General features: G+C 53.7%; 12 protein-coding genes and 1 pseudogene. 8 read left to right on the plus strand and 5 right to left on the minus strand.

Annotated elements, in window-relative coordinates; all coding sequences use genetic code 11:
• Window positions 1-121: 121 nt before the first annotated feature.
• From KOR42_RS22295 to KOR42_RS26935, 5 genes and pseudogenes are all read right to left on the minus strand, one after another.
• The gene (locus KOR42_RS22295) at window positions 122-484 is read right to left on the minus strand and encodes a sulfatase/phosphatase domain-containing protein (protein ID WP_146512050.1); all 363 of its coding nucleotides are present in this window, start codon (window positions 482-484) and stop codon (window positions 122-124) included.
• Window positions 485-517: 33 nt separating this feature from the next.
• On the minus strand, window positions 518-1,732 hold the full coding sequence (locus KOR42_RS22300; RefSeq protein ID WP_146512051.1) for an alginate lyase family protein: 1,215 nt from the start codon (window positions 1,730-1,732) through the stop codon (window positions 518-520).
• 62 nt (window positions 1,733-1,794) lie between these two features.
• Window positions 1,795-2,031, minus strand: a pseudogene (locus tag KOR42_RS22305) (DUF1585 domain-containing protein); the annotation flags it as partial.
• A 305-nt stretch (window positions 2,032-2,336) separates the two neighbouring features.
• Window positions 2,337-3,038, minus strand: a complete 702-nt coding sequence (locus KOR42_RS22310) for a helix-turn-helix domain-containing protein (protein WP_197441457.1) — start codon at window positions 3,036-3,038, stop codon at window positions 2,337-2,339.
• Window positions 3,031-3,288 carry a hypothetical protein gene (locus tag KOR42_RS26935; RefSeq protein WP_197441458.1) on the minus strand — a complete coding sequence of 86 codons (258 nt, stop codon included), beginning with the start codon at window positions 3,286-3,288 and terminating at the stop codon, window positions 3,031-3,033. The genes KOR42_RS22310 and KOR42_RS26935 overlap by 8 nt, the downstream gene beginning before the upstream one ends.
• A gap of 243 nt (window positions 3,289-3,531) precedes the next feature.
• Between KOR42_RS26935 and KOR42_RS22315 the strand changes: the two genes are divergently transcribed.
• The 8 genes from KOR42_RS22315 to KOR42_RS22350 all read left to right on the plus strand — a co-directional run bounded on the left by KOR42_RS22315 (window position 3,532) and on the right by KOR42_RS22350 (window position 16,190).
• Window positions 3,532-5,952 carry an arylsulfatase gene (locus KOR42_RS22315; RefSeq protein WP_146512054.1) on the plus strand — a complete coding sequence of 807 codons (2,421 nt, stop codon included), beginning with the start codon at window positions 3,532-3,534 and terminating at the stop codon, window positions 5,950-5,952.
• Between the two features lie 759 nt (window positions 5,953-6,711).
• Entirely contained in the window at window positions 6,712-7,236 is a 525-nt protein-coding gene (locus KOR42_RS22320) for a sigma-70 family RNA polymerase sigma factor (protein ID WP_146512055.1), read from the plus strand.
• Window positions 7,236-8,786: a LamG-like jellyroll fold domain-containing protein gene (locus tag KOR42_RS22325; RefSeq protein ID WP_197441459.1), complete on the plus strand. Its 1,551-nt coding sequence runs from the start codon at window positions 7,236-7,238 to the stop codon at window positions 8,784-8,786. Before KOR42_RS22320 ends, KOR42_RS22325 begins: the two co-directional genes overlap by 1 nt.
• 62 nt (window positions 8,787-8,848) lie before the next feature.
• Window positions 8,849-10,435, plus strand: a complete 1,587-nt coding sequence (locus KOR42_RS22330; protein WP_146512057.1) for a sulfatase — start codon at window positions 8,849-8,851, stop codon at window positions 10,433-10,435.
• Window positions 10,436-10,462: 27 nt separating this feature from the next.
• The gene (locus tag KOR42_RS22335; protein ID WP_146512058.1) at window positions 10,463-11,812 is read left to right on the plus strand and encodes a sulfatase family protein; all 1,350 of its coding nucleotides are present in this window, start codon (window positions 10,463-10,465) and stop codon (window positions 11,810-11,812) included.
• A complete protein-coding gene (locus KOR42_RS22340; RefSeq protein WP_197441460.1) occupies window positions 11,809-13,191 on the plus strand; it encodes a sulfatase-like hydrolase/transferase in 1,383 nt (460 codons plus the stop codon). The genes KOR42_RS22335 and KOR42_RS22340 overlap by 4 nt, the downstream gene beginning before the upstream one ends.
• Before the next feature lie 59 nt (window positions 13,192-13,250).
• Window positions 13,251-14,723 carry a sulfatase family protein gene (locus KOR42_RS22345; protein ID WP_146512059.1) on the plus strand — a complete coding sequence of 491 codons (1,473 nt, stop codon included), beginning with the start codon at window positions 13,251-13,253 and terminating at the stop codon, window positions 14,721-14,723.
• Window positions 14,724-16,190, plus strand: coding sequence for a sulfatase (locus KOR42_RS22350; protein WP_146512060.1), 1,467 nt, complete (start codon window positions 14,724-14,726; stop codon window positions 16,188-16,190).
• Window positions 16,191-16,207 lie beyond the last annotated feature (17 nt).

The raw sequence follows: 16,207 nt of genomic DNA on the forward strand, positions 1-16,207 counted from the left end.
ACGACTTCGACGTCTTGATGCGACATGCCCGGACTCCGTTCCGAGATGACAAAGGAACTTGTGTGACAACAATGCCTTACGTCATCACAACATTTCCATCAAGACGTCTTTTGATACAACACTAAAAGGTTAACGGCGTTGCCTGCCACCCAGCCAATAGTTGTCGAGTCGATCGGTCGACGAGTTCTGCGTTTTCAGGTTTGCTGGCAATGTTCACGTTCTCTACGGAATCCAACTTATGGTCGTGGAGTTCAACAGCGTCGATTTTGGAATGATCATCACGGTGAACCCAGCGAGTGAACCGGTAGCGATTAGTCCGCATCGTATATTGCATCAAGTGTTGTCCTCGATGCGTGCGAGGATACTGGCTGAAGGCTGCTGTTTTCCAGGGAAGGTGCGGATTATCAAGCAGCGGCTTGAAACTGGTGCCTTCCAGATTCTCGGCAACAGGGAGTCCGGCCAGATCGGCAAGCGTTGGATAGATGTCGACGAACTGTCAGCCGCTTTTAATCGGTCGTCATTTTTCGTTGACGGAGTCGTCCGCCGACTGTCCGGAAAACATGAGAATTCCCATTGCGGATGAATCGCGGCGTCTCGATCGCCGCCGTCGATTGGAGTTGTCTCTGTTACGATCACCTTCACGTTGCCTCTGCTCTGTGGCCAAAGAATTCTCACGAAGCTTCATCGCTGCCTGACGGGTGAAAGGCGCTTCCATTCCCATTCGACCTTCATAGTGATTTAAAACCTTCTCGTACATTGGCCGTAGCCGCCCGCGGCTGTTATCTGAGATCGACTTGTAGTGATAGCGTCCTTCGAAGCTTCGATACGGTTCATAAGGGACATCGAAACCCAAGTTATATTTTGCGGTATACTCGAAACCTTTCAACAATCGATTATCCAGTGCTCCGTACAGATCGAGGCCCTGATTCCAGGCGATTTCCGCGGTGCAAGCCAGATAGTCCAATCCCATTTGCGTGTGCGCCTGATCGCGGCCGGTTTCCTGACATTGGCCTGTCGGCTTGAAGTAGTTGCCAATCGCGCCGTTGCCCTCCCCGTTTAAATAGTAGTTGACTCCCCGATCAAACATGGCTTGATCGTCCAGGTAGACACCCATCGCCAGCATCGTTTGCAGCATCGAGGCATCCCAGTTTCCGTTGGCTGATGGGTAAAAGTCCTTGATCACCGGATAGAAGACTTCACGCAGCATCTTTTCGAATTGCTTCTGCTCGGCTTCAGGCCAGCCGTTCCATGTGTGCTTGAGCAATTCGGCAGCGTTACAATTCTCGTAGACTTCCATGCCCACCAGCAGCCGCGCGTCATGATTTGAGATGGACTGCAGCGTATTCGACCAGGCGTTCAGGATCTCGGCTCCCTTCCTGGCGTGTGCTTCCTTGCCCGTCAGTGCCCAAAGGATAGCGTGATGATAAGCCGCATTCGCGTCGGCGCTGATTTCTGACGAGCCGATATCCGGATTGTTGGACGGACCTCGCTCCACGTGGGCTTGAGGCTGAGGTCGCCAGTCGAGATTGGCGTAGCGTGACGACTGAACACGCTCCATCGCTGTTACCCAAGGTTCTTCGCCGCTGGCAATCTTGCCTCGAACAAAATCGATGCTGCTCTGAGTATGACTAATACCCGGGTGATTAAACTCTGCGGTTGCGATGGAAGTTCCGAAGCTGGCGAAGTAGACAAACATCACGAGTAAGGTGATGAGAGTGGCGGGGGTTTTCATCGCGTTGTTCTCTCCGAGGTTTGAGGGTGGGGGGCTGACCAAGAAAAGGCATCGTTCGAATGTCAATTCGAGACTCTCGTGTCGACCGATTCGGCGAACGCATCACTGCTGACGATTCGCTCAACCAGATCGCGGAGCCCGTAACCGTGTTCTGACAGGGCTTCGACAATCGTGTCGACTTGGGACCGGTCCATGATTCTGATTTGGCGGCCCAGCGCATACATCAACATTTTTTCCGTCAGGCAGTGAGCAAACTGGTCCTTCCCTTGCAGCAGCAGTTTTTTGAGTTTCGTGATATCTGCAAAAGTTTCGCGTTGAACAGTTTGCCAGCTGTTCTGACGTGATCAAAACGTGCGCTTACAGTAAAAGAAACAAGTGCTTTCCACAGTGCCATGGAGTCTGAGGATTTAGTTTGGAGTGAACCAGGTTTTAGTCCGTGAAATTTAAGGCCTTGCGGATCAACTCAGAGTTCAGCTGGCGACCGAGTCATTGGGGGAACGGCCTATTGTCCGTGTGCAATCGGTATGTTGAACGCGAACATGAATGAATTCCGTTAGAGATCGAGTTCGTTATCTCTTGTGGCGGATTGTGTGATCGATCTCAGTTATTGACGGTTTAACGTGTGCGATGGCAACTCGCCAAAGAACTGCTTGTAGTCCCGGCTGAATTGCCCAAGATGAGTGAATCCGTTTGCGATGGCGAGTTGCTTAACAAGCACGTCTCCGACAACCGCCTCACGGAGTTGACGTTTAACTCGATTGAGCCGAATGATCTTTAAGTAGTCGAGTGGGCTCATACCTGTGACGTTGCAAAACGCGTGGCGGAGCGTTCGTTCGCTGACGGCAAGCTCGCGGCACAGTTCGCGAATCCAGAGGGGTTGGTCGGGGCGATCGGCCGCGAAATCTTTGGCTTTGCGGACCAACTCATTGCGACGCTGAAGTGTTGCTTGAGAATGATTGGCCACGTGAGAAGATGCGAGCCCTTGTGCGACGAGTGTAATCGCACTCTGAGCCAGATTCCCAATCAGGAGTTCATCGCAGGAGTTACTGGGAAGTTGCCGCATCGCACGCAGGTACGCGAGGCTGGTTTTGCGGATTTGAGAAGCCAAATGCGGATCAAGGTGGACGACGCCATGTGTACTCAGCACCTCTTGAGGATCACGTTGTGTTAAATTGGCGATCTGTTCGCATAAGTGAACCTCGGGGATTACGAAGACGACGCTATCCCACAGAGAACCAGAAAGATACTCGGCGTCTTTCCCCTGACGCTGCACGATCATGTCATCAATCCCGACACGGTCACCCATCCCAGCGTGCATCTCCATTCTGCGCCAATGAGATCGCGAGCCCAATCGTTCCAGCTGGTGCCGTTCCCTCATAGTGGATGGCACGTTCCCAGCGATTGCGGAAGATCCCACAAGCTCCGGACTGCGTATGCTGAAGCATTCCACGGAAGGTTCCAGAACTCATCTGGCGATACTGGTGATCCCAGGAGCTTAAGGCTTGCTCCATCTCAGCGAAGTCCTGTGACTCCAACTGGAACACGTTGATGTCCATGTCCTTACCTGTTGCACACATTCGCGGCGGTCGAGGATCGCCCTTGCCGAATTTTGATAGTCATTTCCACCTTACCGGGTTTTAAGCCTTCGATCTACCCGTGTAGACTCAGGGCGTGAGGTTGCTGCTGGCGTCCATCGAACGCCAGTTCAACTCCCATCTATTACGGAACCATATCTTCAAGATCCAGCCGACGCGAGAAACCAAGTGAGTTCAACTCGCTCTTCTCCCAGGAGACGTAAGATGAAGCTAACCAGAGGTATCCTCCTTCTGACACTGTGTGTCGTTGCGGTGACAGCTGCGAACCACCGAAGGGTGTCGGCGTTCGATGACAATTCGCCTGCGGAATTTAAGGGCGAGATCAAGACCGATATCCGCGATTCGAAACCCGATTGGGCGCCCTTTACACCCAAGAAGGCCCCAGAAGACGCTCCCAACATTCTGTTCGTTTTGTACGACGATACCGGTCTCGCTGCATGGTCGCCCTACGGTGGTGGCATCAACATGCCGACGCTCGACAAGCTTGCTGCGAACGGCCTGACTTACACGAATTGGCACACGACCGTTTTGTGCTCGCCTACCAGATCGACGCTTCTCACCGGGCGGAATCATCACCTGAACGGGATGGCCGGAATTACAGAGACAGCCTCTGGATTTCCTGGATCGAATGGTCACATCCCGAAGGCATGTGCGACCATTGGCGAAATCCTTCAGGATGGCGGTTACAGCACATTCTGGGTCGGGAAGAATCACAACGTTCCGGAACAGGATGTGGCTTCGGGCGCCAGCCGAGACCGTTGGCCGCTGAATATGGGCTTCGACCGCTTCTATGGATTCCTGGGCGGCGAAACCAACCAGTGGTACCCGGATCTCACCGAAGACAACCGGTTCATCGAGCCGCCTGCGACTCCGGAAGAAGGGTATCACCTCTCCAAAGATCTGGCAGATCAAGCGATCAAGATGGTGAAGGATCACAGGTCCTCAAATCCCTCTCGACCTTGGTACATGTGGTATTGTCCCGGGGCAAACCACGCACCGCATCATGCGCCCGAAGAGTACATTGCGAAGTATAAAGGCAAGTTTGACGATGGCTACGAAGCGTACCGGGAAGTCGTCTTAGCCCGCATGATCGACAAGGGCATCTTGCCGGAAGACACCGAGCTTACGCCGATGAACCCGCTGCCGGATGGAGTCGCAGACCCGGCAGATGCGGTCAGGCCCTGGGAGTCTCTCAGCGCTGACGAAAAGAAGCTCTTCTCAAAAATGATGGAAGTGTTTGCCGGATTCTCTGAATACACCGACGCTCAAGTCGGCCGCGTGATCGACTACCTCGAAGAGACAGGACAACTTGAGAATACCACTGTGATTTACGCCGCCGACAACGGAACTTCCGGCGAAGGCAGCCCCAACGGATCGGTCAACGAGAACAAATTCTTCAATGGCTTCCCCGACACCATCGAAGAGAACCTGAAATACATCGACGTTCTGGGAGGTCCGGACACCTATAACCACTTCCCGACCGGCTGGGCGATGGCGACGTCGGCCCCGTTTCGGATGTTCAAACGCTATTCTCAGTATGCTGGTGGCACGGTCGATCCGTTGGTCATTTCGTGGCCGAAAGGAATCAAAGCACGCGGTGAGGTGCGGCATCAGTATCACCACAGCGTCGACATTGTCCCCACGATCCTCGAAATCACGGGCCTGGAGATGCCGGAAGTTTACAACGGCGTTAAACAGTATCCCCTGTCCGGAAAATCCATGGTGTATACGTTTGATTCCAAACCCAATGCTCCCACAAACAGACACGTGCAGTATTACACGATGTTCGGCACGCGTGGACTTTGGAAAGATGGTTGGATGATTTCGTCACTCCACGCTCCGTTCAGCAACACGGGCAATTACGAGAACGACGAGTGGGAACTTTATCACGTGGCCGAAGACCGCGCTCAATCCAAGAATCTCGCCGACCAACACCCGGAAAAGGTGAAAGAACTCGTCGCTGCCTACTTTGAGGAGGCCAAGAAGAATCTGGTGCTGCCGATCGACGATCGTTCGCCGTCAGAACTACTGACAACGCCGCGTCCCACGAATGAGCCGCCGAGCAACCGACACGTCTACTATCCCGGAACATCGGCGATTCCAGAAGGCGTCGCTGCCAACATCCGCGGGCGTTCGTACAAGATCCTGGCAAATGTGGAAATCACGGATGCCGATGCTTCCGGAGTTCTGTTCGCTCATGGCTCTCGATTCGGAGGACATTCGCTGTTTCTCAAGGACAAAAAGCTGCACTACGTTTACAACTTTCTGGGGATTAAGCCGGAACAACATTTCGTTTCGAAAGAACTCGCTCCCGGCAAATACACGCTGGGTGTGGAATTCAACCGCGAGAAGTCTGGGGAACACGGAGAGCACTTGGGAACGGCCAAGCTCTATGTGAACGATCAGGTTGTGGACAGCGGCAAGATGAAAACGCAACCGGCCAAGTTCACGCTCTCAGGTGATGGAATGTGCATTGGTTGGGACAGTGCTGATGCGGTGACCGAGCGATACGAAGCCCCAGCCAGGTTCCAAGGTGGGAAAATTCAAGCTGTCGCTGTCGATACAAGCGAAGAGAGTTACGAGGATCTCGAATTGGAAGCAAATCGAGCAATCCTCGGGCAGTGAGTGTTGCCTGACATCGCTCTTGCGACGTTGCACCAACCGAATCAATATCGCTTCGCCACTCGCAAACAACCGAAGTTCTGACGAGTGGCGAACGGTTTTGTGCCGGAAGCGTCTCTCCTGCGATGTCGAGATATCTGAAGACAGCCACGTTTGCACGAACCGCAAGTTTCAAGCGGTTCCCTGTCAAGTATGTTCCGAACGTGAAACCGGGAGCGATAATGCTCCCGGTCAGGGCCGGGCGACAATTTGCTGTCAAACCTTTTCGCTCGAATTCACTGGTCTCTCTAAGATCGCTACACGTGCTGCGACAAACGCTCACGTTGCTTTCGGATTGAGCGCGGTCTTGGCGGTCAGTCGAAGTTTGAAACCCTCGCTCAAGTGAGGGAAAGCCCGCTTCGTCACCGCACAAAGTCTCTTCGGGACGCTCTTGATCTGAAACGGCGATTCGTCGAGTTTGGTGCCCTTCTTACCATTCGGTTCTGTCGAATTGCTGTCTCCGAATCAAGCCAATGCTCAATCTGCTGTAAGCTGGGGATCGCCGGGGATGCGGGAAATCAACGTCTAATGCGGCAAGGACCAACGCGGTGTTCGCTCGGAGTTCTGGTTTTCACACGCGACTCTTCGGCTGGGCCATTGAGAAGTTGATCGTTGAGTCTCGTGAATTCGAATAGAATCAGATATTTTCTGGATTCCTGTTAACGATTCTCGTTCCCGTTCGGCATACGGTCATCTCGCACTTGTTTTCCGTGGGCCTTGCGAATGGATGAAAAACAAAAACGCGAAGAATTCACGCATTGCTGGCTTGAGGCAGAGCCTTCGGTCTCGGCTTACGTTTTCGCGTCGGTCACCGGGTTTCACGATGCTGAAGACGTCGTTCAACGAATCGCTCAGGAGTTGGCACGTCGGTTTGATGAGTATGACTCAAGTCGGCCGTTCCTTGGGTGGGCACTGTGGATCGCCAAATCCCGAGTGATTGATTTCTACAGGGCTCGCGATCGCACGCCTGTTGTTTTCTCGGACGAACTGCTCGGCCAACTCGCTGACACAATCGCGAAACAGGCTGACCGCCGGAGTCATCGTCGGGAAGCACTTGAAGCCTGTTTGGATGAACTCCCGCCGAGGTCACGAAGGCTGATCGATCTGCGGTACGTCGAAGAACTGTCAGCTACAGAAATGGCACTGGAAACGGACACTACCAGCGGCTCAGTGCGAGTTCTGCTCTCCCGCGTTCGAACGGTTCTTGCCAGTTGCATTGAGCGACGCCTCGCGATGGAGAATGCGTGATGTTAATAGACGATGAATTCATCGATCGCGTTCTTGAGGGTGAGGCGACTGGCGAAGAGGCTGCGGAGTTTCAGGCGTGGCTGCAGGTTCCCGCAAATCTCGACCGGTTTGCTCTGCGTGCCGAGCTGCATTCGGACCTGCGGCGTTCACTGAGGCGAAGAGACATTCAGAAGAGTGCATTGGAAGCAAGCACGGGCAGCCCCGTAACGGACTCAACTTCAACACGAGAGCAATTGTCTGCGCCATCATTCCGTCCGAGACAGATGTTAGTGTTGACCGTAGCTGGGCTCGTAACGGCGGCTTGCCTCCTCCTCACAATCATTTCGCCCGAAGGCAACAGCGATCCATCGTCTGCTGATGGTTCTGCAGCGACCGTTGTCAGCAATGTAAATGGGGTGCTTACAAAAGATGGGACGCAATGGAGCGAAGCTCAGATCCCTGTGGGGGATTACGAGTTGCAAAAAGGGTTAGTGCATCTGGAGTTCGGCGGGGGCGTCATGGTCTATGTTGAAGCACCTGCCCGCTTCAACGCTGTCAGCAAAGAACGCATAGTGCTTCACAGTGGGCGGCTGTCGGCCAGAGTTCCTCCCGAAGGAATCGGGTTCACGGTCGAAACGCCGGAAGCGGAAGTCGTTGACTTTGGCACCGAGTTCTCCGTCGATGTGGAAGGCGGCGCGAGCGAGGTTCATGTGTTTGACGGGCTCGTGCGTGTCCATCCCGGGGCATCGAATCAGCGTGAAGCCTCTCGGTCCGTTGATTTGCAGGCGTCGCAAGCCGTCCGGATTGCTAATGGGGCGGCCGAGCCCGAGGACATCTCCATCGCGACCGACCGATTCATTCGCAACTTTGACGAACCGAGGCTGAACTACGCTCGCGCGGTCAAAAGGTTATCGCCGCTGGCTTACTACCGAATGCCAATCCGGGACCGAGGTCTTGTCTCTGAACCGCTCGAATATTCCGGCGTCGTATTGACTGGAGACGGTAAACGTCCGCCGCATGCCCGCGGTGTGTTCGTCGGTGGTTCTCTGCGAGTCGGAGTCGATTCCATCGGACGTGGAGGACGTGTTGATTCGCCGCCGCCATTGAGTACTGGACGGTTCTCGTTGGTCGTGTTCGTGTATCTCGAAGCACCCGCAGAACACGCAGAACACGCAATGGTTGCTACGAATAAAAATGATGAACGTGGCAACTTCAGCCTGTCTCTCGATGAGAACGGAGAGCTGCAGGCCTCCATTACGAGCAGCAATGCAGTTGTAACGTCCGTCGCAAGTGGCTCGGTCCTGCCGCAGAAGACATGGAGGCAAGTTGTCGTAACTGCTAATGGTGAGCAATTGCATCTCTACGAAGACGGGAGACTCGTTGCATCCAAACCTTGCGCGGCAATGGCTGCCAGCGACTCCGATCCGGTCTGGTTCGGAACGGACGCCGAAGCGACGCAGGTGTGGGACGGTCGGATCGACGAAGTGGCATTGTTCGATCGAGCACTTAACGAAGAAGAAATCGCGGCACTTTATCGCACTGCTCAAGAGGAGATTGCCAGATTACGATGATGACAACAGCACCTTTACGCCCAGCCAATGGAGTTCAATTAGTTCTCCACAGAGAGAAACTCATGCACTTGCCGACGCGGATCCTTTTCAGTTTCGTCTTATTCCACTCAACTTGTACTGGTCATCTGTTCGCGGACGAAACGCGACCCAACGTCGTGTTCCTGGCGGTCGACGACATGAACGACTTCGTCGGCTGTCTTGAGTCGCGTCCCAATGCGATCACACCCAATATCGATCGGCTGGCCGCTCGCGGTGTGTGCTTTACCAATGCTCACACTGCTGGTGTGTTTTGTGCACCCAGTCGCGCGGCGATTATGTCCGGCCAGTACGCTTCGACAACCGGATGCTATGAGACTCCCAATTACTTTGTGCATCATCCAGAAATTGAATCGCTGCAGATGAGTTTTGCCAAGGCGGGTTACTCGACGCTGGGAGCTGGCAAGCTTTTTCATCATCCTGCTGGAGCGATCGACCAGCGCGGTTGGACAAAGTTCTTCCTGCGAAATCAGTTCCAGCGCGAAGGCGGATGGGCTTTAGAATCATGGAGCAACGACACGCCTGTGCCACAGCCCTTTCCTGCCAGCATCTATAACAAAGGCAAAGAGATCACCGGCGGACTCTTCCTGGAGTGGGGAGCGATTCCGAACGAACAGGAAGAAGAGATGGCCGACACGATCCGAGCCAATTGGGCAGTCGAACAACTGAGACGAACACATGACAAGCCCTTCTTTCTCGCCTGCGGTTTCTACGCTCCTCATTACCCCAACTACTGTCCGCAGAAGTATTTTGATCTGTATGAACGAGATGCCATCGAGACTCCGGTGTTTAAGGAAGATGATCTGAGCGATCTGCCGGACAAGATTCGCAATCAACGCGAAAATCGCAAGAAGCTGCACTACGACAAACTCGTTGCGATGGGTGCCTGGAAAGACGCTTTGCACGGATACCTGGCCTGCACCAGTTACGCCGACGCGATGGTTGGACGAATTCTTAACGCACTTGAAGCAAGCCCCTACGCCGAAAATACCATCGTCGTTCTGTGGAGCGATCACGGATATCACCTCGGCGAAAAAGGCCAGTGGGGAAAACACACATTATGGGAACGAACCTCCAACGTCCCTTTTGTCTGGGCCGGACCCGGTATAGCAAAAGGGGGTCGAACGGACGCGACAGTTAGCCTGATCGACATATATCCGACGTTGGTTGAAACATGTAACTTGCCGGCACCGTCTCAAGAGTTGGAAGGCGTTTCCCTTGCACCGATACTTAAGTATCCCTCCGATGCAAAAGACCGAACGGTTTATCTGCCCTACATTCACCCGGGGGAATACACAGTGATGAATCGCGACTGGCGTTACATCTATTACGACGACAAGAACCAGGAACTGTACAACGTTAAAGAGGATCCGCACGAATGGACCAACCTCGCGTCCGACCCGCAATACGCAGACGTCATTGCCGAACTGCGGAATTCAGTACCGACTGAGTTCGCCGATCCGGAACCCAAGTTCAATGCGAGACGTGATCTCGTCATCGAAGGCGAAACCTTCCGCTGGGAGAAAGGCGAAGGTAACTACGTTCCACATCCGAAATATTTGCCTTACACCGACCCCGCATTGAAACAGAAGCAATCGAAGCAGGGACGCTAAGCATAAACCTCAGCGAGATAATTTCGAATGGATATTAAGATTTACTTATTGGCGATAGCAGTGTTGCTTTCGTTCGCCACCATCTCCGTAGAGGCCCAGGAAACGGATCAGCGGCCGCCGAACATTGTGTTTCTTTTCGCCGACGATCTCGGTTTTGGCGATCTTGGATGTTACGGACATCCTTACGCTCGAACGCCAGCGATTGACCAACTGGCCAAAGAAGGCACGCGGTTCACTCAGTTCTATGTGACTGGAGTGACGTGTAATCCCAGTCGAACGGGAATCATGACCGGACTGTTTCCGGCTCGCTTTCCGAAGTATGCGGCCGACTTCGGTTTCGGAAACCGTACAACCATTACCGAACTGCTTAAAGAACGAGGTTACAGAATTGGACATTTCGGAAAGTGGCACATTGGTCCCGACGACAGCGATGGGACTTATGGGATCGATGAGATCAAGACAATTGGCAAGAGTCGCCACAAATCGGCCGGGAGAGACGACGACCTCTACTCTGCCGCGATCGACTTCATTAAAGACAACCGCGATGGACCGTTTTACGTCAATGTCTGGGGACACGCGACGCACTTTCCGGTGAATACACCCGCCGAACTGGCCGACCATTTCAACGATGTAACCGTCGACCGAAACGACTTCGCGCCGACGATGCAACACAAGTTTGACGAGTGTCTGAAGATCGGAGGAGATCTTGACGAGTCGATGCGTCAGTATCTCGGCGACGTCTACCAGATCGATTTGAACGTTGGACGAGTGCTGAAACTCATTGATGAATTAGGGCTTCGGGAGAACACCATTGTGGTTTTCTCCAGCGACCACGGACCAGCCCCAGTGGCACTCGAAAATAAGGGGGCACGGGAATTCTCAAATAACATGCTCGGCTACGCGGGAGAGTTTCGTGGTGGCAAGCACGATCAATATGAAGGCGGCACGCGTGTCCCATTCATCGTTCGGTGGCCAGGACAAGTGAAGGCCGGGAGAGTGGACTCATCCAATGTTTGCTCCTTCGTCGACTGGCTGCCCACGCTTTGCTCGATTGCCGGGATTGAGGAACTGCCTCAACAACTTGACGGGGAGAACGTTTCCAACATCTGGCTTGGTTCTGATCGCGAACGCACGAAGCCGTTGTTCTGGAAGACCAGCGCCACTGGTAGCACGCCCGCGATGCGAGTTGGGAAATGGAAGCTGCATCTGCCTCGGAAGCAACGTGGCGAGCCGGAGCTTTACGACCTTTCCCTCGATCCGAGTGAGAGCAACAACATTGCAGAGGATCATCCGGAAGTCGTTGATCGCCTCGGAAAGACGCTCCAAGCATGGATTGCCGAATTGCCTGCGAACTATGAGAAGACGAAAAAACGATGAACCGATTCATTCACGCGGTGCCCTGCTCCATTTGCCTGCTGATTACACTGGCCTCGGAATTCAGTGCAGCGACGGCAAACGATCGCAAGCCAAATATCGTTGTTTTTCTGACTGACGATCAAGGCTACGGCGACCTCGGCTGTTTTGGCTCCGACTCACTTGAGACACCGAATATTGATCGACTGTGCAAGCAAGGCATGAAGTTTACCGACTTCTATGTACATCAGCGCTGCTCGCCGACTCGTCTGGCATTGATGACCGGCTCGCACGCCCACCGCGCGGGCTGTACGAAAGTGATTTACAACAAAGACCGCATCGGAATTCACGCCGACGAAGTGACGACGTCAGAGCTACTGAAAACAGCCGGTTACACAACGGGAATCGTCGGCAAGTGGCATTTGGGCGAATGGGACGCGTTTAATCCCACTCGCCACGGTTTCGACTTCTTCTACGGTTTCATGATCGATATCGATCATGAAACGGGGATCTATCGAAATCTGAAACGCGTCGAGTCAATCCGGCGAAAAACCGATGGAACGCACTCACCGAAACTACTCGACGCAGCGATTGGCTTCATCAAGGAGAACAAGGAACGCCCGTTCTTTCTCTACTATGCATCTCCGCTGCCACACACACCGTGGATTCCCAACGAGCAATTTAATGGGACTTCACAAAGAGGAACTTACGGTGATGTAATTCGCGAAATCGACTGGCAAGTCGGTGAACTCATGAAGGTGCTCGACGAACAGGGCATTTCGGAGAACACCCTATTTGTCTTCGCATCCGACAACGGCCCGGTGCTCGGCATTCAAGGAGGCGATGCCGGACCGTATCGTGACGGCAAATGGACTGACTTTGAGGGGGGGATTCGTGTGCCGTGCATCATGCGCTGGCCGGGGACGATCCCGCCGAGTTCGACGAACAGTCAGATCACCGGGATCATCGATCTGTTGCCCACTTTTTGTGCGATCGCTGGAGTCGACACGCCCGACGACCGCGTAATCGACGGCCGGAACATTTTGCCGTACATGAAGGGCGAGCATGTTGAAGAGCCGATTCACGAGTCATTCATCGTGTCCGGTTCGGTGATTCGTCACGGAAACTGGAAGTTGCTTGTTCGAGACTTGAAGCCGGGCGGCAAGAGCGGTCGCGAGGGAAAACGTCCGTCAGCATTGGCAGGTTCGCTTTTTAACCTGCTTGCCGATCCGGGTGAAACTCGCGATGTCTCTGCCGATCATCCCGAAGTCGTTGCGGACTTGAGACGTCAGATGGACGCAGCAGTTCATGAACTCGAAGCCAACAGCCGACCGATTGGCACTCTCCCTGATACGCCACTTCCTGCAACGAAGAACAACCTAAAGAAGAATGTGAGACAGTGAAAGCGGCTCCCCTTGGATCAGATTTCTACCGCACTCAATGTCCAGGAACAGGCCAATCGATGAAAATACTTACAGCCGTATTAATAACGCTATCCTTGTTGTTGCAAGCCGTTCTTGCTGTTTCATCTGCTTGTGCTGTTGAAAATGCTGCTGAGAAAAGTCGTCCCAATATTGTCCTGATCATGTCGGATGACCAGGGGTGGGGACAGGTCGGTTACATGAATCACCCGCACCTGAAGGGGAAGACCCCGAATCTGGATGCAATGGCTGAGTCCGGCATTCGCTTTAACCGTTTCTATGCAGCAGCATCGGTTTGCTCTCCAACGCGGGCCTCGGTATTGACGGGACGTTCGCCACGTCGCACGGGTGTTCCCGGATTGCACAAGCGCCTTTGCCTACAGGAAAAGACGCTTCCGCAGGCACTCAAAAAGGCAGGTTATGCCACCGCGCACTTTGGCAAATGGCACTTGGGAGGTGTTCAAGGATCGGCCATGCCTATCCTGCCAGATGATCCGAACGGCCCCAAATATTACGGTTTTGATGAGTATCTGTCAGCGACCAATTACATCGAGATGAATCCCCTGATGACGCATAACGACGAGATCGTCTATCTCGAAGGCGAGTCTTCGGTGCTGATGGTGGAAGCAGGTCTGAAGTTTATTGAAGCCAACAGGGAGCAGCCAACCTTTACGGTGTTGTGGTATGGCTCACCCCATTTTCCCTACACCGCCTCCGAGCAGGACATGAAGGGCTTACCTGAAGGTTTGGACAAGAAAGTCCGTCACCTGCTTGGCGAAATCATTGCGATGGATCGCAGTATAGGAATGCTTCGTGCACGTTTGCGCGAGTTAGATCTGGCGAAGAATACGTTGATCTGGTTTTGCAGCGACAATGGTGGACGCGAGCACGATCCACATTCGCAGTCTGGCCTGCGTGGCTATAAAGGTAGTTTATATGAAGGCGGCATTCGCGTTCCGGGTCTGATTGAATGGCAGGGAAAGATTCAACCGAAGGTGACAGACTTCCCCGCCTCCACGATGGATATCATGCCGACTCTGATCGATCTACTGGACCTGCCCAAGGATTTGATGCTGGATGTGGTCGATGGAGAAAGCATTGTTCCGCTGTTTACCGGCAACACGCCGAAACGCACTCACCCGATCTACTTTGGAAACAAGGGTACGGCAGTGATCGATGGTCGCTATAAGTGCGTCAAAAATGGAAATGGTGCGGGGACTCCATGGCAACTCTTTGATTTGAACCTGGATCCGGGAGAGACCAACGATTTGGCTGCTCAACAACCCGATCGTTTGGAACGAATGAAAGCGGAAGCTCTGGCGATCCAGACCTCAATCGATGCAAGTGAACAGGGAAAAGACTATCCGGAAGGCAAGGTGCTTCAGCCTCAGCGAAGTGAACCGTGGTTCGAGATGGAGGCGTATCAGTCGCTCTATGATCGTTTTGCCGAACTCAAACCTGGATGGACTCCACCTCGTAAGAAATCCAATGAGAAGAATAAGGAAAGGCAGTAAATGCGTTTCACACTCGTCTTATCACTCTTTGCCAGCGCGAGCATGTCGATTTCTGCACATTCAGCTTGCGCAGCTGAGCCTGCTGCCAAGCCGATGAACGTGCTGTTTCTGGTCGCCGATGACTTGAACAGCTGGCTGCTTGAGGATGCCGATCGGTACGCAGGCAAAGTCGTTGCGCCCAATCTGAAAAAGTTTGCTGCCAGTGGTGTTAACTTCACGCGAGCGTACACGGCGGCTCCGGTCTGCTCGCCGTCACGCACCGCGTTCTTTTCTGGTGTCGCACCCTGGAAATCGGGGATCTACAACAACGCTCAGACCATCAATAAAAGTGAGGTACTGAATCAGAGTGAAGTGCTATCACTGGCCGGTTTGTTCAAGAAGAACGGCTACGACACTTTCGGGTACGGAAAAATCACCCACGGCTGGGATCAGAAGGAGCACTGGGATGATAAAGTCGGTCACAAAAGAGATCCGGCTCCTCCCGGTGCGCCCCTCGCCAAACTTAGCGGGGGCGAACAGGACTGGGGCCCCATCCACCTCACTGAGGAACAAATGAATGATACTGGCGGGGCCGATAAGACCATCGCGATTCTGAAAAAGCAGCACGACAAGCCCTTCTTCCTGGCCTACGGCTCGTTCAATCCCCACATGCCCTGGTATGTCCCGCAAAAGTATTTCGACATGTACCCCCTGGACCAGATTGTTCTTCCCGAGCTGAAGGAGGATGACCTGGATGACCTTCCCCCCCTGGCCAAAGCCGTGAGCGACGGGATTGGGAGTTTTGCCGACAAGGTCATCAAGACTGGCAAACATAAAGAGGCGGTGCAGGCCTACCTGGCGACGACGACCTATGTCGACACTCAAATTGGGCGCGTCCTCGATGCGCTCGACACAAGCCCCTTCAAGGACAACACCATTGTCGTCTTCCTCACCGATCACGGGTTTCACCTGGGGGAAAAGCATCACTGGCAAAAGACGACCCTCTGGGAGGAGGGAACGCACACCTTGCTGATGTTCCGCGCGCCGGGTATCACCAAAGATGGAGGCGTGTCTGAACGGTTCGTCTCTCTGATGGACATTTATCCCACTCTTGCCGAACTCTGCGGACTGAGGCCTCCCTCATACATCGATGGACGCTCGCTCGTTCCCCTACTCAAAGATCCGAAAGCTCCCTGGGAAAGCACTGCCATCACCGGATTGTGTGATAAAGGCAAAACGGACCTGGCCTACGTCAGCATTCGCAACGAACTCGGACGCTACAACCGCTATGGGGCGAAAGAAGAGGAATTTTACGACACCTCCAAGGACCCCCACGAATGGACCAACCAGATCGACAACTCGAAATACGCTACCACGATTGAAAAACTCCAGGCCCTGGTCCCCAGTTTTGAGGAGGCCGCCCAACCGCTTCCCTCTGCACTGACCAGTAAGCGTAGGGAGACCCGAAAAGAGAAAAAGAAGAAATAATCCAATCCTTGAACATC

This window comes from Thalassoglobus neptunius, from assembly GCF_007859735.1.
GTDB lineage: Bacteria > Planctomycetota > Planctomycetia > Planctomycetales > Planctomycetaceae > Thalassoglobus > Thalassoglobus neptunius.